This is a genomic window from Sphingomonas oligophenolica, from assembly GCF_006438955.1.
In the GTDB taxonomy this organism is placed as follows: domain Bacteria; phylum Pseudomonadota; class Alphaproteobacteria; order Sphingomonadales; family Sphingomonadaceae; genus Sphingomonas; species Sphingomonas oligophenolica_A.
In genome coordinates this window covers 1-21,434 of record NZ_RCZK01000009.1, presented here as the reverse complement: position 1 = coordinate 21,434, position 21,434 = coordinate 1, and the positions used below count along the sequence as shown (strand labels likewise).

Annotated in this window: 32 protein-coding genes, 1 tRNA gene and 1 pseudogene; 32 read left to right on the top strand and 2 right to left on the bottom strand. The window is 63.2% G+C overall.

What is annotated here, in order from left to right; genetic code table 11:
- Positions 1-12: 12 nt before the first annotated feature.
- On the bottom strand, positions 13-369 hold the full coding sequence (locus EAH84_RS11485; RefSeq protein ID WP_140872084.1) for an endonuclease domain-containing protein: 357 nt from the start codon (positions 367-369) through the stop codon (positions 13-15).
- Positions 370-642: 273 nt separating this feature from the next.
- Between EAH84_RS11485 and rpsJ the strand changes: the two genes are divergently transcribed.
- The 31 genes from rpsJ (at position 643) to EAH84_RS11330 (ending at position 20,709) form a co-directional block, all read left to right on the top strand.
- Positions 643-951, top strand: coding sequence for a 30S ribosomal protein S10 (gene rpsJ / locus EAH84_RS11480; RefSeq protein WP_007406109.1), 309 nt, complete (start codon positions 643-645; stop codon positions 949-951).
- Positions 952-1,195: 244 nt separating this feature from the next.
- A complete protein-coding gene (rplC, locus tag EAH84_RS11475) occupies positions 1,196-2,062 on the top strand; it encodes a 50S ribosomal protein L3 (protein ID WP_140872082.1) in 867 nt (288 codons plus the stop codon).
- Positions 2,063-2,065: 3 nt separating this feature from the next.
- Positions 2,066-2,695: a 50S ribosomal protein L4 gene (gene rplD, locus EAH84_RS11470; RefSeq protein WP_140872080.1), complete on the top strand. Its 630-nt coding sequence runs from the start codon at positions 2,066-2,068 to the stop codon at positions 2,693-2,695.
- A complete protein-coding gene (locus EAH84_RS11465; RefSeq protein WP_140872078.1) occupies positions 2,688-3,002 on the top strand; it encodes a 50S ribosomal protein L23 in 315 nt (104 codons plus the stop codon). The genes rplD and EAH84_RS11465 overlap by 8 nt, the downstream gene beginning before the upstream one ends.
- Positions 3,003-3,016: 14 nt before the next feature.
- Positions 3,017-3,850 carry a 50S ribosomal protein L2 gene (gene rplB / locus EAH84_RS11460; RefSeq protein ID WP_140872076.1) on the top strand — a complete coding sequence of 278 codons (834 nt, stop codon included), beginning with the start codon at positions 3,017-3,019 and terminating at the stop codon, positions 3,848-3,850.
- The gene (rpsS, locus tag EAH84_RS11455) at positions 3,850-4,125 is read left to right on the top strand and encodes a 30S ribosomal protein S19 (RefSeq protein WP_140872073.1); all 276 of its coding nucleotides are present in this window, start codon (positions 3,850-3,852) and stop codon (positions 4,123-4,125) included. The genes rplB and rpsS overlap by 1 nt, the downstream gene beginning before the upstream one ends.
- A complete protein-coding gene (gene rplV / locus EAH84_RS11450) occupies positions 4,125-4,505 on the top strand; it encodes a 50S ribosomal protein L22 (protein WP_140872071.1) in 381 nt (126 codons plus the stop codon). The genes rpsS and rplV overlap by 1 nt, the downstream gene beginning before the upstream one ends.
- On the top strand, positions 4,505-5,212 hold the full coding sequence (gene rpsC, locus EAH84_RS11445; RefSeq protein WP_140872069.1) for a 30S ribosomal protein S3: 708 nt from the start codon (positions 4,505-4,507) through the stop codon (positions 5,210-5,212). Before rplV ends, rpsC begins: the two co-directional genes overlap by 1 nt.
- A gap of 12 nt (positions 5,213-5,224) precedes the next feature.
- Positions 5,225-5,659, top strand: a complete 435-nt coding sequence (gene rplP / locus EAH84_RS11440; RefSeq protein ID WP_140872067.1) for a 50S ribosomal protein L16 — start codon at positions 5,225-5,227, stop codon at positions 5,657-5,659.
- Between the two features lies 1 nt (position 5,660).
- Positions 5,661-5,876, top strand: coding sequence for a 50S ribosomal protein L29 (rpmC, locus tag EAH84_RS11435; protein WP_140872065.1), 216 nt, complete (start codon positions 5,661-5,663; stop codon positions 5,874-5,876).
- A 10-nt stretch (positions 5,877-5,886) separates the two neighbouring features.
- A complete protein-coding gene (gene rpsQ, locus EAH84_RS11430; protein WP_140872063.1) occupies positions 5,887-6,189 on the top strand; it encodes a 30S ribosomal protein S17 in 303 nt (100 codons plus the stop codon).
- 60 nt (positions 6,190-6,249) lie between these two features.
- Positions 6,250-6,618, top strand: a complete 369-nt coding sequence (rplN, locus tag EAH84_RS11425; RefSeq protein ID WP_140872061.1) for a 50S ribosomal protein L14 — start codon at positions 6,250-6,252, stop codon at positions 6,616-6,618.
- Positions 6,618-6,935, top strand: a complete 318-nt coding sequence (rplX, locus tag EAH84_RS11420) for a 50S ribosomal protein L24 (protein WP_140872059.1) — start codon at positions 6,618-6,620, stop codon at positions 6,933-6,935. Before rplN ends, rplX begins: the two co-directional genes overlap by 1 nt.
- Positions 6,928-7,512: a 50S ribosomal protein L5 gene (gene rplE / locus EAH84_RS11415; RefSeq protein WP_140872057.1), complete on the top strand. Its 585-nt coding sequence runs from the start codon at positions 6,928-6,930 to the stop codon at positions 7,510-7,512. The genes rplX and rplE overlap by 8 nt, the downstream gene beginning before the upstream one ends.
- A gap of 39 nt (positions 7,513-7,551) precedes the next feature.
- Positions 7,552-7,857 carry a 30S ribosomal protein S14 gene (rpsN, locus tag EAH84_RS11410; RefSeq protein WP_140872055.1) on the top strand — a complete coding sequence of 102 codons (306 nt, stop codon included), beginning with the start codon at positions 7,552-7,554 and terminating at the stop codon, positions 7,855-7,857.
- A gap of 10 nt (positions 7,858-7,867) precedes the next feature.
- The gene (rpsH, locus tag EAH84_RS11405; RefSeq protein ID WP_140872053.1) at positions 7,868-8,263 is read left to right on the top strand and encodes a 30S ribosomal protein S8; all 396 of its coding nucleotides are present in this window, start codon (positions 7,868-7,870) and stop codon (positions 8,261-8,263) included.
- Positions 8,263-8,796, top strand: a complete 534-nt coding sequence (gene rplF / locus EAH84_RS11400) for a 50S ribosomal protein L6 (protein ID WP_140872051.1) — start codon at positions 8,263-8,265, stop codon at positions 8,794-8,796. The genes rpsH and rplF overlap by 1 nt, the downstream gene beginning before the upstream one ends.
- Positions 8,796-9,152 carry a 50S ribosomal protein L18 gene (rplR, locus tag EAH84_RS11395; RefSeq protein WP_140872049.1) on the top strand — a complete coding sequence of 119 codons (357 nt, stop codon included), beginning with the start codon at positions 8,796-8,798 and terminating at the stop codon, positions 9,150-9,152. The genes rplF and rplR overlap by 1 nt, the downstream gene beginning before the upstream one ends.
- 3 nt (positions 9,153-9,155) lie before the next feature.
- Entirely contained in the window at positions 9,156-9,977 is an 822-nt protein-coding gene (gene rpsE / locus EAH84_RS16395) for a 30S ribosomal protein S5 (RefSeq protein WP_241656569.1), read from the top strand.
- Between the two features lie 5 nt (positions 9,978-9,982).
- Positions 9,983-10,186, top strand: a complete 204-nt coding sequence (rpmD, locus tag EAH84_RS11385) for a 50S ribosomal protein L30 (protein WP_140872047.1) — start codon at positions 9,983-9,985, stop codon at positions 10,184-10,186.
- 147 nt (positions 10,187-10,333) lie between these two features.
- Positions 10,334-10,876: a 50S ribosomal protein L15 gene (gene rplO / locus EAH84_RS11380; RefSeq protein WP_140872045.1), complete on the top strand. Its 543-nt coding sequence runs from the start codon at positions 10,334-10,336 to the stop codon at positions 10,874-10,876.
- 174 nt (positions 10,877-11,050) lie between these two features.
- A complete protein-coding gene (gene secY, locus EAH84_RS11375; RefSeq protein WP_140872043.1) occupies positions 11,051-12,415 on the top strand; it encodes a preprotein translocase subunit SecY in 1,365 nt (454 codons plus the stop codon).
- Positions 12,416-12,458: 43 nt separating this feature from the next.
- Positions 12,459-13,106 (top strand): adenylate kinase, encoded by a 648-nt coding sequence (locus EAH84_RS11370; RefSeq protein WP_140872041.1) that lies wholly within the window; start codon positions 12,459-12,461, stop codon positions 13,104-13,106.
- Between the two features lie 258 nt (positions 13,107-13,364).
- The gene (rpsM, locus tag EAH84_RS11365; RefSeq protein ID WP_140872039.1) at positions 13,365-13,733 is read left to right on the top strand and encodes a 30S ribosomal protein S13; all 369 of its coding nucleotides are present in this window, start codon (positions 13,365-13,367) and stop codon (positions 13,731-13,733) included.
- 98 nt (positions 13,734-13,831) lie between these two features.
- A complete protein-coding gene (rpsK, locus tag EAH84_RS11360; protein ID WP_140872037.1) occupies positions 13,832-14,221 on the top strand; it encodes a 30S ribosomal protein S11 in 390 nt (129 codons plus the stop codon).
- 100 nt (positions 14,222-14,321) lie between these two features.
- Positions 14,322-15,389 carry a DNA-directed RNA polymerase subunit alpha gene (locus EAH84_RS11355; RefSeq protein WP_140872035.1) on the top strand — a complete coding sequence of 356 codons (1,068 nt, stop codon included), beginning with the start codon at positions 14,322-14,324 and terminating at the stop codon, positions 15,387-15,389.
- Between the two features lie 138 nt (positions 15,390-15,527).
- Positions 15,528-15,950: a 50S ribosomal protein L17 gene (rplQ, locus tag EAH84_RS11350; RefSeq protein WP_140872033.1), complete on the top strand. Its 423-nt coding sequence runs from the start codon at positions 15,528-15,530 to the stop codon at positions 15,948-15,950.
- Positions 15,951-16,038: 88 nt separating this feature from the next.
- Positions 16,039-17,592 carry a glutamine-hydrolyzing GMP synthase gene (guaA, locus tag EAH84_RS11345; protein WP_140872235.1) on the top strand — a complete coding sequence of 518 codons (1,554 nt, stop codon included), beginning with the start codon at positions 16,039-16,041 and terminating at the stop codon, positions 17,590-17,592.
- 379 nt (positions 17,593-17,971) lie between these two features.
- A complete protein-coding gene (locus EAH84_RS11340; RefSeq protein WP_140872031.1) occupies positions 17,972-19,270 on the top strand; it encodes a site-specific integrase in 1,299 nt (432 codons plus the stop codon).
- A 61-nt stretch (positions 19,271-19,331) separates the two neighbouring features.
- Positions 19,332-19,416, top strand: a tRNA-Leu gene (locus tag EAH84_RS11335).
- 270 nt (positions 19,417-19,686) lie between these two features.
- The gene (locus tag EAH84_RS11330; protein ID WP_241656568.1) at positions 19,687-20,709 is read left to right on the top strand and encodes a Fic family protein; all 1,023 of its coding nucleotides are present in this window, start codon (positions 19,687-19,689) and stop codon (positions 20,707-20,709) included.
- A gap of 226 nt (positions 20,710-20,935) precedes the next feature.
- Here EAH84_RS11330 and EAH84_RS16390 read toward each other — a convergent pair.
- Positions 20,936-21,136: pseudogene (locus EAH84_RS16390) on the bottom strand (P-type DNA transfer ATPase VirB11); the annotation flags it as partial.
- A 66-nt stretch (positions 21,137-21,202) separates the two neighbouring features.
- On the opposite strand from EAH84_RS16390, the gene EAH84_RS11320 reads away from it, so the two are divergent.
- The coding region (locus EAH84_RS11320; protein ID WP_425326458.1) for a transposase at positions 21,203-21,434 on the top strand (232 nt) is incomplete at its 3' end.

Sequence of the window (21,434 nt, the reverse complement as noted above, 5' to 3'; positions counted from 1 at the left end):
GTCTTCTTCTTTCTACTTCGCCGTTCGGGCCAAGAGAGCGGAGAGAATCGTCTCGAGAACGCCTTCACGATTGTCGATGCCATCGTTGTTCCAGAGCCGCAGCACCCGATAGCCCTTCGCTTCCAGAAAGGCGGTGCGGGGCGCGTCGATGGTCGGGTTATGCTGGCCGCCGTCTAGCTCCACGACCAGCATGGCCTCGATGCACGCGAAATCGACGACATAATGTTGGCCGATTGTATGCTGTCGCCGGAACTTGAAGCCGCCGAGGCGCCGGTTGCGCACCGCCAGCCAGATGATCTGCTCGACGTCGGTGCGCTCGCGCATCAGGCGGGCGGCGTGACGGCTGATCTGGCGGCGCACCGGATACATCGGGGGGAGGATAGAAGAAGAAAGACCCTCACCGAACCCTCTCCCGCGAAGACAGGAGAGGGCTAAGAATGAAACGGCACCGCACTACCAACACCAGTCATTCGGCGTCCCGTTTCGCCTCGCGCGTCGGCGATCCGTCGCAAAATCGCACCGTCCACGGTTGCGTTTCCTCGCGCACTCCCGTAATGGGCCACCTTCGAATTTGAACCCGAACAGCAAGAGCCCGGAAACGGGCCCGCTCTTTCGCATCGGTAGGGACCCCAGGACAGTCTTATGGACAGCAATATCCGCATTCGCCTCAAGGCGTTCGATCATCGCGTGCTCGATCAGGCGACCGGCGACATCGCCGACACCGCGCGCCGCACCGGCGCACTGATCCGTGGCCCCATTCCGTTGCCGACCCGCATCGAGAAATTCACGGTCAACCGCGGCCCGCACATCGACAAGAAGTCGCGTGAGCAGTTCGAGGTCCGCACCTACAAGCGTATGCTCGATATCGTCCAGCCGACCCCGCAGACGGTCGACGCGCTGATGAAGCTCGATCTCGCCGCTGGCGTTGACGTCGAGATCAAGCTGGCCTAAGGGCTGCGCTCCCGCAGTTGACCGGATTCGGTCCTGCAGGAGTACGACACTTGAGATACCGCTGGTGGCTTGCCACCGGGACAGCGTCTCCCGTTACGTTCTAGCTTAGGCAAGGACACCAGCCCGGGACGGGGGCTCGCTTCGCATTTCCGGGCTGATGCCGAGCTCCATCGAAGTTATTCTCGATGGGGCTCATCACGCACCCAGGCAATTCCGCCGGGTGCCTCTGTCGAGGAGTTTGGTCATGCGCACCGGCGTGATCGCGAAGAAGATGGGGATGACCCGCCTGTTTCAGGACGATGGACGGCATGTGCCGGTCACCGTGCTGCAGCTCGAAGGCTTGCAGGTCGTTTCCCGCCGCGAAATGGATACCGACGGCTACACCGCCGTCCAGCTTGGCGCAGGCGTTGCCAAGGCCAAGAACGTCGCCAAGCCGCAGCGCGGCCATTTCGGCAAGGCTTCGGTCGAGCCCAAGGCGATCGTCCACGAATTCCGCGTCACCGAGGATAACCTCCTCGACGTCGGCGCCGAGCTTTCCGCCGAACATTATGTCGCGGGCCAACTCGTCGACATCCAGGGGCGGACGCAGGGCAAGGGTTTTGCCGGCGGCATGAAGCGCTGGAACTTCGGCGGTCTGCGCGCGACCCACGGCGTGTCGGTCTCGCACCGTTCGCTTGGTTCGACCGGTCAGCGCCAGGATCCGGGCAAGGTCTTCAAGAACAAGAAGATGGCCGGGCACATGGGCGACAAGTATCGCACCCAGCAGAATCTCGAAGTCGTCGGCACCGACGCCGCGCGCGGGCTGATCTTCGTCAAGGGATCGGTTCCCGGGTCGAAGGGTGGCTGGCTGTTCGTCAAGGACGCGATCAAGCATGCCAAGCATGAGACCGCTCCATTCCCCGCCGGCCTGCGCGCCGCGGCGCACGACGAAGAGTCGCATGTGATGGAAATCGAAGAGGGCGCGATCCACGACATCCCCGCACTGCCGGGCGATGACGAGGTCAATGCCGGTGTCGCCGAAGCCGATGCGCATGGCGCCGGTGCGACCGACACCGAGATCGATGCCGACACGAATGCCGGTAACGGCGACACCACTGGCCAGGAGGGCTGACAAGTGAAGGTTAAGGTTTCCTCCTTCGACGCCAAGGCGAAGGCCGCGGATGTCGAGCTCAACGACGAGGTCTTCGGCCTCGATCCGCGTGCCGACATCCTCCACCGGGTCGTGACCTGGCAGCTCGAAAAGCGTCGTGAGACGGCACGTGGTACGCGTGAGCGCGCCGATGTCGCGCGCACCGGCAAGAAGTTCGGTCGCCAGAAAGGCGGCGGTACGGCGCGTCACGGCGATCGTCGCGCGCCGGTCTTCATCGGTGGTGGTAAGGCTCACGGCGCGCGCGTTCGTGACTTCAACCCGTCGCTGAACAAGAAGATTCGCGCGCTGGGCCTGAAGATGGCGCTGTCGAGCCACGCCAAGGCGGGTTCGCTGGTCATCATGGACAGCCTGGCAGTCGCGGAGAGCAAGACCAAGACGCTGCTCGCCGACTGGGCGAAGCTCGGCTTCGGCAAGACCGCGCTGGTGATCGATGGCGATGCCGTCGAGAACAGCTTCGCGCTTGCCGCGGGCAACGTCCACACCATCGACGTGCTGCCGGCTGCCGGTGCCAACGTCTATGACATTCTGAAGCACGACACGCTGGTCCTGACCCGCGCTGCCGTCGAAAAGCTGGAGGCGCGCTTCAATGGCTAAGAAGCAGAAAGACAGCGTCGATATTCGTCATTACGACGTGATCCTCGCGCCGCACATCACCGAGAAGGCGACGCTGCTTAGCGAGCATAACGCGGTGGTGTTCCGGGTGGCGGGCGACGCCACCAAGCCCGAGATCAAGGCCGCGGTTGAGGCGCTGTTCAGCGTCAATGTCGTCGGGGTCAACACGATCGTCCAAAAGGGCAAGACGAAGAAGTGGAAGGGCACGCCCTACACGAAGTCCGACATCAAGAAGGCGATCGTCCGTTTGAAGGACGGTCAGTCCATCGACGTGACGACCGGCGTTTAGGGGGGGTCTGAGAAATGGCACTCAAGCATTATAATCCGACCACGCCCGCACAGCGCGGCCTGATCCTCGTCGACAAGTCGGCGTTGTGGAAGGGTCGGCCCGTCAAGGCGCTGACCGAAGGCAAGCGCAAGTCGGGTGGCCGCAACAACAAGGGTCATGTCACCAGCCGCGGGATCGCGGGCGGTCACAAGCAGAAGTATCGCTACATCGACTTCAAGCGTCGCAAGTGGGACGCCGAAGGCACGGTCGAGCGGATGGAGTACGACCCCAACCGGACCGCATTCATCGCGCTCATCAGCTACGAAGACGGCGAGCAGGCGTATATCATCGCCCCGCAGCGTCTGGGTGTTGGTGACAAGGTGATCGCGGCGAAGAAGACCGACGTGAAGCCGGGCAACGCCATGGAGCTGGGCCAGATGCCGGTTGGCACCATCGTCCACAATGTGGAGATGAAGCCGATGAAGGGTGGCCAGATCGCACGATCGGCGGGCACGTATGTCCAGGTCGTCGGTCGTGATCGCGGGATGGTGATCGTTCGCCTCAATTCGGGCGAGCAGCGCTATATCCACAGCGATTGCATGGCGACGGTCGGCGCGGTGTCGAACCCCGACAACCAGAACCAGAACCTCGGCAAGGCCGGGCGTTCGCGCTGGATGGGCAAGCGTCCGCTGACCCGCGGTGTTGCCAAGAACCCGGTCGACCATCCGCACGGCGGTGGTGAAGGCCGGACCTCGGGCGGTCGCCATCCGGTGACGCCATGGGGCAAGCCAACCAAGGGTGCGCGCACCCGCCACAACAAGTCTACGGACAAGATGATCATCCGTAGCCGCCACGCGAGGAAGAAGTAATGGCTCGTTCCGTCTGGAAAGGCCCGTTCGTCGAACTGAGCCTGCTCAAGAAGGCCGAGACGGCGCAGGATGCCAATTCGCGCACGCCGATCAAGACCTGGTCGCGCCGCTCGACGATCCTGCCGTCGTTCGTCGGCCTGACGTTCAACGTCTACAACGGCCGCAAGTTCGTGCCGGTGTCGGTCAACGAAGACATGGTGGGCATGAAGCTCGGTGAATTCGCGCCGACGCGCTACTTCCCGGGTCACTCCGCCGACAAGAAGGGCAAGCGCTGATGTCCAAGGCTAAATCCCCCCGCCGGGTCGCCGATAACGAGGCGCTCGCGGTCAACACCCAGATCCGTGGTTCGGCGCAGAAGCTGAACCTGGTCGCCGGTCTCATCCGCAAGAAGAAGGCGGGCGATGCGATGAACATCCTGGCGTTCTCGACCAAGGGCATGGCGGTCGAGGCACGCAAGGTGCTGGCCTCCGCCATCGCCAACGCCGAAAACAACCACAACCTCGATGTCGACGCGCTCGTCGTCGCCGAGGCCTCGGTTGGCAAGGCGATCACGATGAAGCGCTTCGCCACCCGCGGTCGCGGCAAGTCGACCCGCATCCTCAAGCCGTTCAGCAAGCTGCGCATCGTTGTGCGCGAGCAGGAAGAAGAAGCGTAATGGGTCATAAGAGCAATCCGATCGGGATGCGGTTGCAGATCAACCGCACCTGGGACAGCCGCTGGTATGCGGAAGGCCATGACTATGGTCAGCTGCTGCTGGAGGATCTGAAGATCCGCACCTACATCATGAAGACGCTGCCGCAGGCCGCGATCTCCAAGGTGGTGATCGAGCGCCCGGCCAAGCTGTGCCGGATTTCGATCTATGCCGCGCGCCCCGGCGTGATCATCGGCAAGAAGGGCACCGACATCGAAAAGCTGCGTCGTACCATCGGTACGATGACCAAGTCTGACGTGTCGCTGAACATCGTCGAGATCCGCAAGCCCGAAGTCGACGCGAAGCTTGTCGCGCAGGGTATCGCCGATCAGCTCGAGCGCCGGATCGCGTTCCGTCGTGCGATGAAGCGCGCTGTGCAGTCGGCGATGCGCCTGGGTGCCGACGGCATTCGCGTTGCGTGCGGTGGCCGCCTCGGCGGTGCCGAGATCGCGCGGTCCGAAAGCTATCGCGAGGGTCGGGTTCCGCTGCACACGTTGCGCGCGAACATCGATTATGCCGAAGCGACCGCGCTCACCTCCTACGGGGTTTGCGGCGTCAAGGTCTGGGTCTTCAAGGGCGAGATTCTCGGCCATGACCCGATGGCGCAGGACCGGTTGATGATGGAAGCGCAGACTTCCGGCGTGCGTCCCGCACGCGATGATCGTCGCTAAGGAACACCAGACATGTTGCAGCCAAAGCGCACCAAGTTCCGCAAGGCCTTCAAGGGCAAGATATCGGGCGACGCCAAGAGTGGCTTTTCGCTGAACTTCGGCTCGTACGGGCTGAAGGCGATGGAGCCCGACCGGCTGACCGCGCGTCAGATCGAGGCGGCTCGCCGCGCGATCACGCGCCACATCCGGCGTCAGGGCCGGTTGTGGATCCGGGTTTTCCCGGACGTGCCGGTCTCCTCGAAGCCTGCCGAAGTCCGCATGGGCAAGGGCAAGGGCAGCCCCGAGTTCTGGGCCGCCCGCGTCAAGCCGGGTCGGATCCTGTTCGAACTCGACGGCGTCGAGGGCAAGATCGCCGCAGAGGCGTTCGAGCGCGCAGCGATGAAGCTGCCAATCAAGGTGAAGGTCGTCGCCCGTCTCGGCGACACCTCGCATCTCGGAGGCGAATAAGATGGCGAAGGCAACGCCCAAGACCGATCTCGTCGGCAAGACCGACGACCAACTCAGCGAGAGCCTCGGCGAGCTGAAGCGCGAGCAGTTCAATCTGCGCTTCCAAGCGGCGACCAACCAGCTCGAGCGCCCGAGCCGCGTGCGCGAGGTCCGCAAGGATATCGCGCGCATCAAGACCCTGCAGACGCAGCGCACCAGCGCCGCGTCGGCGAAGTAAGGATACTATCATGCCGAAGCGCGTGCTGACCGGACTGATCGTGTCCGACAAGGGCGAAAAGACGGTGGTCGTGAACGTGGAGCGCAAGGTCAAGCACCCGCTTTACGGCAAGATCATCCGTCGTTCGAAGAAATACCACGCCCATGACGAGGCGAACGAATTCAAGCAGGGCGAAACCGTGCGGATCGAAGAGACCGCGCCGATCTCCAAGCTGAAGACCTGGAAGGTCGTCGATCGGGTCAACACCCACGCGACGCCCGAACGGATCGACCTGTCGGGCGAAGAGGCTGCGGCCGCGCCGCCCTCGGCGTAATCATCAACAAAGGCGGGGCTGGGTCGGTATCCACCCCAAGTGTGAGAAGGAAGCGGATCGATGATCCAGATGCAATCCAACCTCGACGTCGCTGACAACAGCGGCGCGAAGCGGGTGCAGTGCATCAAGGTGCTCGGTGGGTCGAAGCGTCGGGTAGCCGGCGTGGGCGACATCATCGTCGTGAGCATCAAGGAAGCGCAGCCCCGTGGTCGTGTGAAGAAGGGTGACGTTCACCGCGCGGTGATCGTGCGTACCCGCAAGGATATCCACCGCGCCGACGGATCGACCATCCGGTTCGATTCGAACGCCGCCGTCCTGGTCAACAAGAACGAGGAGCCGATCGGCACCCGGATCTTTGGCCCGGTCGTGCGCGAACTGCGCGGCAAGAAGCACATGAAGATCATCAGTCTTGCGCCGGAGGTGCTGTAATGGCCGCTGCTCGCATCAAGAAGGGTGACCAGGTCATCGTCCTCAGCGGCAAGGACAAGGGCAAGACCGGCACGGTCACGCTCGCCATGCCGAAGCTGGACAAGGTGATCGTCGGCGGCGTCAACGTCGCGACGCGTCACAAGAAGCCGACCCAGGAAAACCCGCAGGGCGGCCTCGAGAAGATCGAAGCCCCGCTGCATGTATCCAAGGTCGCGCACGTGACCGCGGACGGCAAGCCGACCCGCGTCCGGTTCGAAACCAAGGACGGCAAGAAGGTCCGCGTGGCCGTCAAGACCGGAGACCAGATCGATGGCTGATTACAAGCCCCGCATGAAGTCGATGTACGACGACAGCATCGCCAAGGCGATGACCGAGAAGTTCGGCTACAAGAATGTCAACGAGGTGCCCCGGCTCGACAAGATCGTGCTGAACATGGGCGTTGGCGAAGCGACTCAGGACAAGAAGAAGGTCGACCAGGCCGCGTCCGAGATGGAGCTGATCGCCGGGCAGAAGCCCGTCGTGACCAAGGCGAAGAAGTCGATCGCGCAGTTCAAGCTGCGCGAAGGCATGCCGATCGGCGTGAAGGTTACCCTTCGCCGTGAGCGGATGTATGAATTCCTCGACCGCTTCATTACGATCGCATTGCCGCGGGTTCGCGATTTCCGCGGCCTCAACCCCAAGAGCTTCGACGGGCGGGGCAATTATGCCTGCGGCCTGAAGGAGCAGCTGGTGTTTCCCGAGATCAACTATGACCGGATCGACCAGATACGCGGCATGGACGTGATCGTGACGACGACGGCGCGCACCGACGACGAGGCGCGCGAGCTGCTTCGCCTGTTCGGTTTCCCCTTCCCCATCGAAGAGGAAGCGGCCGACGAGAAGAAGGCGGCATGAGCCGCATGATGTTGAATTCGAAGAAGAGAGCTTAAGTCCATGGCGAAACTGAGTTCGGTGAACAAAAATGAGCGTCGCAAGCGCATGGTCAAACAGTATGCCCCGAAGTACGCGGCGCTGAAGGCCCAGGCGAACGACAAGACGCTCGACGAAGGCGAGCGGTTGATCGCGCGCCTGAAGATGGCGGAATTGCCGCGCAACGCGAACCCGACCCGCATCCGTAACCGGTGCGAGATCACGGGCCGCCCGCGCGCCTATTATCGCAAGTTTCGGCTTTGCCGTATTCAGCTCCGCGAACTGGCCAACAAGGGCCTGATCCCGGGCGTCACGAAGTCGAGCTGGTAAGGAATCTGAAATGGCAGTGACCGATCCCCTGGGTGACCTGCTCACCCGCATCCGCAATGGCCAGCGTGCGAAGAAGGACTCCGTCCTCTCACCCGCCAGCAAGCTGCGGGTCCGCGTCCTCGACGTGCTGCAGCGCGAAGGCTATATTCGCGGCTACAGCGAAGAGCAGATGGGCCCCGCCGCCGGCGTGCGCATCGAGCTCAAATATTTCGAGGGCCAGCCCGCGATCAAGCATGTCGCGCGCGTCTCGAAGCCCGGGCGCCGGGTCTATTCGGGCTCGCAGAGCCTGCCGCGGGTCATGAACGGCCTCGGCATTACGATCGTCTCGACGCCTCGCGGCGTTCTGTCCGACGCGGAAGCGCGCGAGCAGAACGTCGGCGGCGAAGTCCTTGCGGAGGTGTTCTGATGAGCCGCATCGGTAAAAGGCCGGTAACCGTACCGGCGAACGTCACCGCGACGATCGAGGGCAAGACCCTGAACGTGAAGGGTCCCAAGGGCACCCTCAGCCTCGCGATGCGTGACGAGATCAAGTACACGCTCGAGGACGGCGGCATCACGGTGATGCCGGCGAACGACACCAAGCAGGCGCGGGCCTTTTGGGGTATGCAGCGCACGCTGGTGCAGAACCTCGTGACCGGTGTGACCGACGGCTTCGCCAAGAAGCTGTTGATCAACGGCGTCGGCTATCGCGCCGCGATGCAGGGCAAGAACCTGCGTCTGCAGCTCGGCTACAGCCACGACGTGAACATCGATGTCCCCGCCGATCTGGACGTGAAGACGCCCGACGCGACGACGGTCGAGATCAGCGGTGCCGACAAGCAGAAGGTCGGCCAGCTGGCCGCCGAAATCCGTCGCTGGCGTAAACCCGAGCCGTACAAGGGCAAGGGCATCAAATACGACGGCGAGTTCATCTTCCGCAAGGAAGGGAAGAAGAAGTAATGACCAAGGGTCTCTCTCTGTTCGAGAAGCGGCGTCGCCGCAACCGTACCGCGCTCCGTTCGCGTGCTGGCAGCCGTCCGCGGTTGTCGGTGCATCGGTCGGGCAAGCATATCTATGCCCAGGTGATCGACGATGCGGCGGGCAAGACGCTCGCTGCCGCCTCGACGCTGGAAAAGGATGCGCGCGACACGTCGGGTGCGAATGTCGAGGCCGCGACCGCGGTCGGCAAACGCGTCGCCGAAGCCGCCAAGCAGGCGGGTGTCACCCAGGTCGTCTTCGACCGTGGCGGCTTTCTCTATCACGGCCGGGTCAAGGCGCTGGCCGACGCCGCGCGCGAAGCCGGACTGGAGTTTTAAGATATGGCTGACGAGAACACGACGGGCGAGGGCAACCAGCCCGAGATGGTGCTGAAGCCGGAAACGACGCAGCAGGACGTGACCGCGCAGAGCGCCGCCACGGCGCCCAGCACGGGCGGCGGTTATCAGGGCGGCGGCGGCAGCGGTGGCCGCGGTCGTGGTGGTCCCGGCGGCGGTGGTCGGGGTGGCCCCGGTGGCAATCGTGGCGGAGGCCCCGGCGGCAATCGCGGTGGCCGTGACGGCGGTCGCGGTGGTCGTGACGGCAATCGTGGCCGTGGCGGCAGCGACGACGGCGGCGAAGAGCTGATCGAGAAGTTGGTCCACATCAACCGCGTGTCGAAGACGGTGAAGGGCGGCAAGCGCTTCGGCTTTGCAGCGCTCGTCGTCGTCGGTGACGGCAAGGGCCGGGTCGGCTTCGGCCACGGCAAGGCGCGCGAAGTGCCCGAAGCCATCTCGAAGGCGACTGCCGCTGCCAAGAAGGCAATGGTTCGCGTTCCGCTCAAGGATGGTCGCACGTTGCATCACGATGCCAACGGTCATTTCGGTGCCGGCCGCGTGACGCTGCGCGCTGCGCCGCAGGGGACCGGGATCATCGCGGGTGGCCCGATGCGCGCCATCTTCGAATCGCTCGGTGTGGCCGATGTCGTGACCAAATCGGTCGGCACGTCGAACCCGTACAACATGATCCGCGCCACGTTCGAAGCCCTGGGCGACCAGACGTCGCCCAAGGCGGTCGCGCAGCGTCGCGGCAAGAAGATCGCCGATCTGCTCGGCCGCGGTGGGTCACAGACCGCCGAGGCTGATGCAGCGGCGCTCACGGAGTAAGAATGATGGCAAAGAAGCAGGACAAGCCAGTGGGCGGCACGGTCACGGTCACGCAGACTGGATCGCCGATCCGCCGCGAGAAGAGCCAGCGCGCAACGCTGATCGGCCTCGGCCTCAACAAGATGCACCGGACGCGTGAACTCCAGGATTCGCCTGAAGTTCGCGGGATGATCCGCAAGGTGCGGCACATGGTGTCGGTCGCGGAGTAGCGCGATCGTCACCCCAGCGCAGGCTGGGGTCTCATGCCGCAGGGGAATAGTCTGCGGCAACAGGTCCCAGCCTTCGCTGGGACTGCAACCTGATCGGCATCCTGCCAATCAGGTTTTGCGCGACAAAAGCGAAAGCGAGTGCACGACATGAAACTCAATGAAATCCGGGACAACGACGGTGCCCGCAAGGACAAGATGCGCGTCGGACGCGGCATCGGCTCGGGCAAGGGCAAGACCGCCGGGCGGGGCCAGAAGGGCCAGAAGAGCCGTGAAGGCGTCAGCATCGCCGGGTTCGAGGGCGGCCAGATGCCGCTCCACATGCGGCTCCCGAAGCGCGGCTTCAACAACATCTTCGCCAAGGATTTCGCCGAAGTGAACCTGGGTGCGATTCAGAAGGCGATCGACGCCGGCAAGATCGAAGCGACCGCGACGCTCGACCACGCCGCGCTCAAGGCCGCTGGCCTGGCGCGCGGTGGCAAGGACGGCGTTCGGCTGCTCGCCAAGGGCGCGCTGACCACGGTCGTCTCGTTCACCGTCAACGGCGCGTCGAAGGGCGCGATCGAGGCGGTCGAAAAGGCAGGCGGCAAGGTCGACATGATCGAATATATCGAACCGTCCGCCAAGGCTGCCGCCAAGAAGGGCGTGAAATACCAGGAGCGCAAGGCGCACAAGGCCTCATTCGCGAACTGACCCACGTTGTTGGCCCCCGCCCCGCGGGGGCCAATGCGGCGAGCCGGTTAGACAAGCGCGCTGGCGCGCCTATATGAGCGGCGGGGCGGGTAACACCGCATCCCGCCGTTCTTCGTTAGGGCCTCGTGGAAGTACTACCTCCACGGGCACCCGGTTTCAGGATATGTGACCCCGATGGCATCCGCAGCCGACCAGATGGCGCAAAACATCAGCCTTTCGAAATTCGCGAAGGCGACCGACCTCAAGAAGCGACTGTGGTTCACGGTGGGCGTGCTCATCGTGTTCCGGCTGCTGAGCTATGTGCCGCTGCCCGGGATCGACCCGACCGTGCTCAACGAACTGTCGCAGCGCACCACCGGGGGCGTGCTCGATTTCTTCAACACCTTCTCGGGCGGGTCGCTCAGCCGGATGTCGCTGACCGCGCTCGGCGTGATGCCATACATTACCGCCTCGATCGTGGTGCAGCTCGCGACCTCGCTGTCGCCGACGCTCGCCGCGATCAAGAAGGAAGGCGAGAGCGGGCGCAAGAAGCTCAACCAATATACCCGCTACGGCACCGTCGGGCTGACCGCGGTACAGGGTTATTTCATCGCGGTGGGGCTCGAGGCGCTGGGCGCCAGCAACGGCATGCAGGCGGTGATCGAACCGGGCATGGCGTTCCGCATCGCCGCGGTGATCTCGCTGATCGGGGGCACGATGTTCCTGATGTGGCTCGGTGAGCAGATCACCAGCCGCGGGATCGGCAACGGCGTGTCGTTGATCATCATGGCGGGCATCGTCGCGCATCTGCCGACGACGATCGTCAACCTGATGGAGGGCGGCCGATCCGGCAGCCTCGATCCGATCAAGCTGGTCGGGATCGTCGTCGCGGTCGCGGTGCTGATCCTGTTCATCTGCTTCATGGAGCGCGCACAGCGGCGCATCCTGATCCAATATCCCAAACGACAGACCCAGCGCGGGATGCAGGCCGATCGCAGCCACCTGCCGCTGAAGATCAACACCGCGGGCGTGATCCCGCCGATCTTCGCCTCGTCGCTGCTGCTGATGCCGCTGACGATCAGCCAGTTTGCCGGGCAGCGGGTCGCAGGCCAGTCGAAATGGGGCGATATCATCATCACCCTCAACCAGTATCTCCAGCACGGCAGCCCGGTGTACATGCTGCTGTACGGCGCGGGGATCGTGTTCTTCTCATTCTTCTACACCGCCGTCGTCTTCAATCCGGAGGAGACCGCGGATAATTTGAAGCGCTATGGCGGGTTCATCCCCGGCATCCGCCCGGGCAAGAATACCGAAGCGTATTTCGATTACGTGTTGACCCGGATCACGGTGATCGGCGCGGCGTATCTCGCCGCGATCTGCCTGATCCCTGAATGGCTGGTGTCGGCGTTGTCGATCCCGTTCTACCTGGGGGGGACTAGCCTGCTGATCGTCGTCAACGTAACGATGGACACCGTGACGCAGATCCAGTCGCATTTGTTGGCGCATCAATATGGCGACCTGATCAAGAAGGCGAAGCTGAAGGGCGGACGCCTGCGCTGATCCCCGGTGGGGGCATTGACCACGAACGAGGGAGAGCGTTCGCGTGAATATCATTCTTTTGGGCCCCCCGGGCGCAGGCAAGGGTACCCAGGCAAGCCGGCTCGTCGACAAGCACGGCATGGTCCAGCTATCGACCGGCGACATGCTGCGCGCGGCGGTGCAGTCGGGATCGCCGGTGGGCCTGCGCGCCAAGACGGTGATGGAGGCGGGTGAGCTCGTCTCTGACGAGATCGTCTCAGGGATCATCGGCGAGAAGCTCGACACGCTGGACGCCGACACCGGGGTGATTTTCGACGGCTATCCGCGCACCGCCGCGCAGGTCGAATCGCTCGATCAGCTGCTGTCCGAGCGCGGCCGCACGCTCGACCATGTCATCGAACTCGAGGTCGACGAGCCCCAACTCATTGAACGGATTGTCGGACGCTATACCTGCGCCAAGTGCGGCACCGGCTATCACGACAGCTTCAAGCGGCCCAAGGTGGCGGGCGTGTGCGACGTGTGCGGATCGACCGAGTTCAAGCGCCGCCCCGACGACAATGCCGACACTGTCCGCACGCGGATGGAGGAATATCGCAAGAAGACCGCGCCGATCCTGCCGATCTACGACGCGCGCGGACTGGTGAAGCGGATCGACGGGATGGCGGATATCGACGTCGTCGGCGCCGAGATCGACGCGGTCATGGACAGCTGATCGCGGTTCGGGCGGGGCAGGCTGGCACGCGCCGACCATGGCATGGGTTGGCGCGTGCCAGCCCGGGGGTCCAGCCACACCGCTTGACACCCATCATCCGAGCGCCTACCTCCCCGTTATTCCGAGTTACCGGTTCCCGGCGGCGCTGCCTTGCGCACGCCGCGTTCTTGCGTTTGGGAATGGGCGATTCGGATCAGTGCGACGAGATGGGGTTTCGTGCGGCCATGCCGACCCTGTGGAGCTAGGAGAATAAAGTTCATGGCACGTATCGCGGGTGTTAATATCCCGACCAACAAGCGCGTGGTAATCGCGCTGACTTATATCCACGGCATCGGTAACACGAAGGCCAAGGAAATCACGACCAAGCTGGGCATTGCTCCCGAGCGTCGGGTCCAGGATCTGACCGACCAGGAAGTTCTGCAGATTCGCGAAACGATCGATGCGGACCACAAGGTGGAGGGTGACCTTCGCCGCGAGGTGTCGATGAACATCAAGCGTTTGATGGATCTCGCCTGCTACCGCGGTCTGCGCCATCGTCGTGGCCTGCCGGTTCGCGGCCAGCGCACGCATACCAACGCGCGTACTCGCAAGGGCAAGGCGAAGCCGATCGCGGGCAAGAAGAAGTAAGGCATTCGTACGGGGTACGAATATCACTTCTTCTCCGCCGGAGGCAGGCATGAAACCGACAGCCTCCCGGTCTCAGTATTCGAAGGTCAGGATTTCCAATGGCACGTGAACCGCAGCGCATTAAGCGCCGTGAACGTAAGAACATCACCTCTGGCGTCGCGCATGTGAACGCCAGCTTCAACAACACCATGATCACGATCACCGATGCCCAGGGCAACGCGATTTCGTGGTCGTCGGCTGGCAACATGGGCTTCAAGGGCTCGCGCAAGTCGACCCCTTACGCGGCCCAGGTCGCCGCCGAAGACGCGGGCAAGAAGGCCGCCGAACACGGCGTCCGGACGCTCGAAGTCGAGGTTAAGGGCCCCGGTTCGGGCCGCGAATCGGCGCTCCGTGCGCTTCAGGCGGTCGGGTTCCAGATCACCTCGATCCGCGACGTTACCTCGATCCCGCACAATGGCGTGCGGCCGTCGAAGCGCCGCCGGGTCTAACTGCCAGCGGTTCGAGTCTACCGTGGCTGCTGACGAGCGGTCGCGTTCCTTTCCCGGCTGGAACAGCCCCCGTTCCGGCCCAAAATCCTAGGGGACACACGTGTCTGTCAATGCAAAGAACTGGCAGGAACTGAAGAAGCCCAGCGGCCTCGAAAAGAAATCGGGTGGCGATGGCAAGCGCAAGGCGACCTTCGTCGCCGAGCCGCTCGAGCGTGGCTTCGGCCTGACGCTCGGCAATGCGCTGCGTCGCGTGCTGCTGTCGTCGCTCCAGGGCGCCGCGGTCACCTCGATCAAGATCGAGAACGTGCTTCACGAGTTTTCTTCGCTGGCCGGCGTCCGTGAGGACGTCACCGACATCGTCCTGAACGTGAAGCAGATCGCGATTCGGATGCAGGGCGAAGGCCCCAAGCGTCTCCAGCTGTCCGCGACCGGCCCTGCCGACGTCAAGGCAGGCGACATCGCGGTGTCGGGCGACATCGAGATCATGAACCCCGATCTGCTGATCTGCCATCTCGACGAAGGCGCGACGCTCAACATGGAGCTGACCGCCGACGTGGGGAAGGGCTATGTTCCCGCGGTCGCCAACCGTCCGGCAGACGCCCCGATCGGGCTGATCCCGGTCGACGCGCTGTATTCGCCGGTCCGCCAGGTCAGCTACAAGGTCGATCCCACACGTGTCGGGCAGGACCTCGATTACGACAAGTTGACGCTGACGATCGAAACCGACGGCACGATCACTCCCGAAGACGCGGTTGGCTATGCCGGGCGCATCCTTCAGGACCAGCTCGCGCTGTTCGTTCACTTCGACGATTCGGCGGTGCCGCGGTCGGCGGCCCCGATCGGCCACGCCGCCGCGCCTGCGGATGGCGACGTCAGCGGCGATACCCAGCAGATCAATCGTTACCTGCTCAAGAAGGTCGACGAGCTCGAACTGTCGGTCCGGTCGGCCAACTGCCTCAAGAACGACAACATCATCTACATCGGTGATCTGGTCGGCAAGACCGAGGCGGAGATGCTGCGAACGCCGAATTTCGGGCGGAAGTCGCTGAACGAGATCAAGGAAGTGCTGTCCTCAATGGGGCTGCGGTTGGGCATGGACATCCCCGGCTGGCCGCCCGAGAATATCGAGGAAATGGCCAAGAAGCTCGAACAGGAAATCATGGGCTGAGGCACTCGGTTGGTCGCATTTTCGACCCTGGCGTTGCGTTACCTTTGTTACCTTTGACGGGTTTTGGGCGGTGGCCCGTATCGCACCGCCTGGCTGGCAGTACCTCGCACGGCTGCTATACGAACGAAGGAATTAATCATGCGCCATCGCGTAGGCGGCCGTAAGCTTCAGCGGACCTCGGCCCACCGCATTGCTCTGTTCCGCAACATGAGCGCCGCGCTCATCAAGCATGAACAGATCACGACGACCGTCGCCAAGGCGAAGGAACTGCGTCCCTATATCGAACGGCTGATCACGCTGGCCAAGAAGGGTGGTCTCTCGAACCGCCGCCTGGCGCATGCGCGGCTGCTCGACGACACCCAGCTGCTCAAGCTGTTCGACGTGATTGCGGCGCGCTACGCCGACCGTAACGGCGGCTATACCCGCGTCATCAAGATCGGGCCGCGGCTGTCGGATGCCTCGCCGATGGCAATCATCGAATTCGTCGACCGCGACGTGTCCGCCAAGGGCCAGGATTCGGGTCCGGTGATGACCGACGAGGGTTACGACGAGGCGGCATAACCGCTGCATCGCCTGAAATTCCGGGGGCTGCGTCCAGCGATGGGCGCGGCCCCTTTCGTTGTCCGCCATCGCTCGCTACACGGCGTCGATGGAGCATCCCGACAGCATTCTCATCGTCGATTTCGGCAGCCAGGTCACCCAGCTCATCGCGCGCCGCGTCCGCGAGGCGGGGGTCTATAGCGAGATCGCGCCGTTCCAGTCCGCGGTCGAGGCGTTTGAACGGATGCGACCCAAGGGCATCATCCTGTCGGGCGGCCCGGCATCGGTGCTCGAGGCGGATAGCCCGCGGATTCCCGACTCGATCCTCGCCAGCGGCCTGCCGATCCTGGGCATCTGCTACGGCCAGCAGGCGCTGATGCACCAGCTCGGCGGCACCGTGGAGCTCGGCCATTCGGGCGAATTCGGCAGCGCCTTCATCGAGATCGCGGATCGCTGCGCGCTGTTCGACGCGCTGTGGAGCGAGGGCGAGCGCCACCAGGTGTGGATGAGCCACGGCGATCGGGTCACCCGCCTCGCGCCCGGCTTTCGCCCCGTGGCCTTTTCCCCCGGCGCGCCTCACGCGGTGATCGCCGATGACGAGCGACGGATCTACGCAATGCAGTTCCACCCGGAGGTGGTCCACACCCCCGATGGCGGCAAGCTGATCGGCAATTTCGCGCGCCACGTCTGCGGGCTGGCGGGCGACTGGACGATGGCCGAATTCCGCGCGACCAAGATCGCGGAAATCCGCGCCCAGGTCGGCACCAGCCGCGTCATCTGCGGGCTGTCGGGCGGGGTCGATTCATCGGTCGCGGCGCTGCTGATCCACGAAGCGATCGGGCATCAACTGACCTGCGTCTTCGTCGATCACGGGCTGCTCCGCGCGGGCGAGGCCGAACAGGTCGTCAGCCTGTTCCGCGGCCATTACAACATCCCGCTCGTCCATGTGGAGGCGGAAACGCTGTTCATGAACGGCCTGGCGGGGATCACTGATCCCGAGGCCAAGCGCAAGTTCATCGGCAAGACCTTTATCGACGTATTCGAGGCGGAGGCGAAAAAGATCGGCGGCGCCGATTTCCTCGCGCAGGGGACGCTCTATCCCGACGTCATCGAAAGCGTCAGCTTCACCGGCGGGCCATCGGTGACGATCAAGAGCCACCACAATGTCGGCGGGCTGCCCGACCGGATGGACATGAAGCTGGTCGAACCGTTGCGCGAATTGTTCAAGGACGAGGTCCGCGATCTGGGGCGCGAACTGGGACTGCCCGACGTGTTCGTCGGGCGCCACCCATTCCCCGGACCGGGGCTGGCGATCCGCATCCCTGGGGAGGTCACCAAGGGGCGCTGCGACATCCTGCGCAAGGCGGACGCGATCTACCTCGAGGAAATCCGCGCCGCGGGGCTCTACGATGCGATCTGGCAGGCGTTTGCGGTGCTGCTGCCGGTGCGCAGCGTCGGCGTGATGGGCGACGGGCGCACCTACGACTATGTCCTGGCGCTGCGCGCGGTGACCTCGACCGATGGCATGACCGCGGAGGCCTTCTCCTTCCCCGGCGATTTTCTGCCCCGGGTCGCGACCCGGATCGTCAACGAGGTCCGCGGCATCAACCGCGTGACCTATGATTACACGTCGAAGCCGCCGGGTACGATCGAGTGGGAATGAGAAGTTACGCCTTGCGCGGCCCAATCGAGACCGCAGCTTGAGTTCAGGCTTCGTCTTCAGAGAGTGAAAGCGGTGCAGTGTGCCATTCGTGTCGTCGTTGACCGAAATGTTGGTGCGCCCGCACAAGGTCCCATCCTCGCCGTAAATCGGATCTAGAAAAGACCGATCGGCTTGCCTATAGGCTTTCGCCTCGCCGATCGATGACCGCCAAGGTGCACGGGTCGGCATGCGGGCGTGGTGGAATTGGTAGACGCGCCGGACTCAAAATTGGGTTATGCCTAAGAAATGAAGGCAAAAACAGCGTAAAACCAATGGTTTAGGTAGGGTCGAGACTCCGAAAAAGACTTACACAAGTCTTACACATTTTGGAGTTTTCACAATGCCGGTAGAAAGCCATTTGTTGATGGATGGAGCGCTCCACGTTTACCGGCGTGAGGGCAGCCGCTTCTGGCAATGCGCAACCTATCTCGGCAGCCGCAATCAACGGCAGACCACCAAGGAAGTAAGCCTGGCCGCCGCCAAGGATTTTGCCCGTGACTGGTATATGGAGCGGTGCGTCGAAGACCGCCAACGCCGACGCGCTGGCGTCCGCTTGGCAGGCGGTCCCGTACAACCGCAGATCGCCGACCCCGACGCGCAGATCGAGCGGTCGATCAAAAGCGGGCGGCCCCGAACGCCAACTGGTCCCAGTTTTGAGGATGCCGCAACCGCTTTCACCAATGAGTTCGAGGTCATCACCCTTGGCGAACGCAACGTTGGGTATGTGAAATCGAAGTCCGACATCATCCGTGTCCACCTCTTGCCGTTCTTCGGCGAGACGGCTCTCGCGGACATTAACGCGGGCAAGGTTCAGGAATACCGGCTTCACCGCCAGTCATCGCGGGTCGATGCCAAGACCGGCAAGCCGAAAAGGCCCGCCCGTGCAACGCTGCATCACGAAATCGTCACGCTCCGTCAGGTTTTGAAGACGGCAAACCGCAAGGGCTGGATACCGGCGATCCCGGATATGTCGGCACCCTATAAGACCTCCGGCAAGCTGGAGCATCGCGCTTGGTTCTCCCCGGAGGAATACAAGATGCTCTATGAGGCGACGCGCGGGCGAGCGAAGAACCCGCCCAAGCCGCGCTGGCGCGAAGTCTGCGAAACCTTCTACGATTACGTCCTGTTCATGGGAAACACCGGGCTGCGCCCCGATGAGGCTTCGCGGCTTGAGCTGCGCGACGTCAAGATCGTCGACGGCGAATCGACCGGCGAGCGCATCCTGGAAATCGAGGTGCGCGGCAAGCGTGGCGTCGGTTTCTGCAAATCGATGCCCGGCGCGATCCTGCCGTTCGAGCGGGTCCGCAAGCGCAAGCAGCTCAAACCGACCGACCGTGTTTTCGGGAAATCGCCGCGCGAGTTGATGAACACTGTCCTCGACGAGCTGAATCTGAAGTTCGACCGAGATGGCCACATCCGCACCTGCTACAGCCTTCGGCACACCTATATCTGCCTTCGGCTGCTCGAAGGCGCGGATATTTACCAGGTCGCCAAGAACTGCCGCACCAGTGTTGAAATGATTGAGAAATACTATGGGCGCCATTTGAAGAACAACATTGACGCTTCGGCTGTCAATGTTCGTAAGGCGCGCCCGATGCCGGTTTCCGCTCGAAAGAAGGCTGCGAAACCAGTGAAATGAGATGCAATGTTTGCGTTTGCCGTTGCGCCCTTTGATGACGACGCTATAGGCGTGTCGCGACGCGGGCGTGGTGGAATTGGTAGACGCGCGGGATTCAAAATCCCGTTCCGCAAGGAGTGTGGGTTCGATTCCCACCGCCCGCACCATCCAAAATAGCAGGCTCTGAAAATTCCACCGCACGGGGGACAGGAGCCTGCATCAGCGGATCGCCTGGGCTCGCACGGCCCGCGCTCCGCTGCGCGAAATGACAATCGAACGGCATTGTCATGTTGGCACTTGGCATCCCATCCGGGATGCCGCCATCGCCACAAATTGACCCCGCGAAGCGACAATGTGCCTTTGGTGATTGGTTGGCTATCGCTTTATCAATCCTAATTGGGCTGTATCGTGATTGATAGAAAGGCACCCTATCGATCATGCGCTGGAATTGGCAATTTCCCGACTGGCCTGCTTTCCGCTTCGACGCGGATCGCATCCGCGCGTCAGAAGAACAATTCCTGAAAGGCTCTGGCGTCGTCATTGGCGCGCTCCACCACTTGGACGCCAATGAGCGCGATGGCCTGACCATCGAACTGATCTCGCAGGAAATTGTCGATAGCTCAGCGATCGAGGGCGAGATCCTCGACCGCGCCAGCGTTCAGTCGTCGCTCGCACGTCACCTGGGCTTTGCCACCGACCAGCGCCGCGCCAGCGCGGCGGAGGCCGGGGCCGCCGAACTCATGGCCGATGTTTATCGCAACCATGCAGCGCCGCTCGATGATCAGACCCTATTTGATTGGCATGCCATGCTGATGAACGGGCGTCGCGACATTGCTGTTGTGGGGCGCTACCGAACGCACGAAGATGCAATGCAGATCGTTTCGGGCGCACTCCATGCGCCGCGTGTGCATTTCGAGGCACCGCCGTCAGATGCCGTCCCTATGGAAATGTCCCGTTTCATCGCGTGGTTCAACGACAGCGCGCCGTCGTCACCGAACCCGCTGCCCGCGATCACCCGTGCCGCCATTTCGCACTTGTGGTTCGAGGGCATCCATCCCTTTGAAGACGGCAATGGACGAATCGGTCGCGCGATTGCAGAAAAGGCATTGGCCCAAAACCTCGCGGCCCCGACGCTGACGGCACTGGCGGAAACGATCCATCGCCACCGCAAGGCCTACTACGCCGCGCTTCAGCTTGGCAGCCAGAGCAACGACATCAATGCCTGGCTGAAGTGGTTTTCCGATATTGTCATCGAGGCGCAGGCGCGGACGATAACCCGCATCCACTTCCTGATCGACAAGACGCGGCTGCTCGATCGCTTGCGCGGCGAAATCAACGAACGGCAGGAAAAGGCCCTGCTACGAATGTTTCGCGAAGGGCCGGATGGTTTTGCGGGAGGTTTGAGCGCTGGAAATGGCGAAGCGCGCGGCCCCGTGCAATGGCGCACTGCGCGCCCATAGCGCATAGACCAGTCCCACCAGCAGCGTGAGGCTGGCGATCGTCCCGCCCGCCATCGCTCGGACGACCTGGGGATCGCCGCGATAATACCAGACGAACGCAGGCATTTTGAGCGGGTCATAAGCGGCGACGGGCAGGCCGAGGATCAGCCAGCCGATCATGCTGGCGCTGGCGAGCGCGATCAGCAGCCCCAGCGGGACACCGATGAACAATCGTGCCGCGCCGCCGTCAGGCGGCATGCCTGGCCGCAGGATCATAATAGATCTCCGTCACGCGAAAATCGCCGTCGGTCTTCTTCGTCTGCACCACGACATCGACGAGCATCTTGAGGAGCGCGCGTATGTCGTCGCGCGACAGGTCGGAGCCGCCTTCGCTTTCCTTCACGAGCAACGTCAGCTGCTCGAACGCGAGTTCGGCGGAATCGGCATGTGATCTTCCCTCGGTTTGACGGACACCGATGATAGGCTCTGCGGAGCCAGGAGGTGTACGATGGCGATGACGACGAAGCGTCGGTTTACGGACGAGTTCAGGCGCGAGGCGGTCGCGCTGTGGGAGACGAGCGGTCGGATGCAGACCGAGGTGGCAGCTGAGCTGGGAATCATGCCCACGATGCTGCGTCGCTGGCAGCGTAAGCAGCAGGAGGGCAGCGCTCCGCCAACAGGCCGGGCGGCGAAGCCGCCAGTATCTGTGATGACGTCGCCGGCGGATCAGGCGTCTGAGATCGCGC

Excerpts from the sequence above, each read along its gene's own strand:
- EAH84_RS11485 (WP_140872084.1), bottom strand. The coding sequence starts at position 369 with ATGTATCCGGTGCGCCGCCAGATCAGCCGTCACGCCGCCCGCCTGATG.
- rpsJ (WP_007406109.1), top strand. The coding sequence starts at position 643 with ATGGACAGCAATATCCGCATTCGCCTCAAGGCGTTCGATCATCGCGTG.
- rplC (WP_140872082.1), top strand. The coding sequence starts at position 1,196 with ATGCGCACCGGCGTGATCGCGAAGAAGATGGGGATGACCCGCCTGTTT.
- EAH84_RS11465 (WP_140872078.1), top strand. The coding sequence starts at position 2,688 with ATGGCTAAGAAGCAGAAAGACAGCGTCGATATTCGTCATTACGACGTG.
- rplB (WP_140872076.1), top strand. The coding sequence starts at position 3,017 with ATGGCACTCAAGCATTATAATCCGACCACGCCCGCACAGCGCGGCCTG.
- rpsS (WP_140872073.1), top strand. The coding sequence starts at position 3,850 with ATGGCTCGTTCCGTCTGGAAAGGCCCGTTCGTCGAACTGAGCCTGCTC.
- rplV (WP_140872071.1), top strand. The coding sequence starts at position 4,125 with ATGTCCAAGGCTAAATCCCCCCGCCGGGTCGCCGATAACGAGGCGCTC.
- rpsC (WP_140872069.1), top strand. The coding sequence starts at position 4,505 with ATGGGTCATAAGAGCAATCCGATCGGGATGCGGTTGCAGATCAACCGC.
- rplP (WP_140872067.1), top strand. The coding sequence starts at position 5,225 with ATGTTGCAGCCAAAGCGCACCAAGTTCCGCAAGGCCTTCAAGGGCAAG.
- rpmC (WP_140872065.1), top strand. The coding sequence starts at position 5,661 with ATGGCGAAGGCAACGCCCAAGACCGATCTCGTCGGCAAGACCGACGAC.
- rpsQ (WP_140872063.1), top strand. The coding sequence starts at position 5,887 with ATGCCGAAGCGCGTGCTGACCGGACTGATCGTGTCCGACAAGGGCGAA.
- rplN (WP_140872061.1), top strand. The coding sequence starts at position 6,250 with ATGATCCAGATGCAATCCAACCTCGACGTCGCTGACAACAGCGGCGCG.
- rplX (WP_140872059.1), top strand. The coding sequence starts at position 6,618 with ATGGCCGCTGCTCGCATCAAGAAGGGTGACCAGGTCATCGTCCTCAGC.
- rplE (WP_140872057.1), top strand. The coding sequence starts at position 6,928 with ATGGCTGATTACAAGCCCCGCATGAAGTCGATGTACGACGACAGCATC.
- rpsN (WP_140872055.1), top strand. The coding sequence starts at position 7,552 with ATGGCGAAACTGAGTTCGGTGAACAAAAATGAGCGTCGCAAGCGCATG.
- rpsH (WP_140872053.1), top strand. The coding sequence starts at position 7,868 with ATGGCAGTGACCGATCCCCTGGGTGACCTGCTCACCCGCATCCGCAAT.
- rplF (WP_140872051.1), top strand. The coding sequence starts at position 8,263 with ATGAGCCGCATCGGTAAAAGGCCGGTAACCGTACCGGCGAACGTCACC.
- rplR (WP_140872049.1), top strand. The coding sequence starts at position 8,796 with ATGACCAAGGGTCTCTCTCTGTTCGAGAAGCGGCGTCGCCGCAACCGT.
- rpsE (WP_241656569.1), top strand. The coding sequence starts at position 9,156 with ATGGCTGACGAGAACACGACGGGCGAGGGCAACCAGCCCGAGATGGTG.
- rpmD (WP_140872047.1), top strand. The coding sequence starts at position 9,983 with ATGGCAAAGAAGCAGGACAAGCCAGTGGGCGGCACGGTCACGGTCACG.
- rplO (WP_140872045.1), top strand. The coding sequence starts at position 10,334 with ATGAAACTCAATGAAATCCGGGACAACGACGGTGCCCGCAAGGACAAG.
- secY (WP_140872043.1), top strand. The coding sequence starts at position 11,051 with ATGGCATCCGCAGCCGACCAGATGGCGCAAAACATCAGCCTTTCGAAA.
- rpsM (WP_140872039.1), top strand. The coding sequence starts at position 13,365 with ATGGCACGTATCGCGGGTGTTAATATCCCGACCAACAAGCGCGTGGTA.
- rpsK (WP_140872037.1), top strand. The coding sequence starts at position 13,832 with ATGGCACGTGAACCGCAGCGCATTAAGCGCCGTGAACGTAAGAACATC.
- rplQ (WP_140872033.1), top strand. The coding sequence starts at position 15,528 with ATGCGCCATCGCGTAGGCGGCCGTAAGCTTCAGCGGACCTCGGCCCAC.
- guaA (WP_140872235.1), top strand. The coding sequence starts at position 16,039 with ATGGAGCATCCCGACAGCATTCTCATCGTCGATTTCGGCAGCCAGGTC.
- EAH84_RS11340 (WP_140872031.1), top strand. The coding sequence starts at position 17,972 with ATGCCGGTAGAAAGCCATTTGTTGATGGATGGAGCGCTCCACGTTTAC.
- EAH84_RS11330 (WP_241656568.1), top strand. The coding sequence starts at position 19,687 with ATGCGCTGGAATTGGCAATTTCCCGACTGGCCTGCTTTCCGCTTCGAC.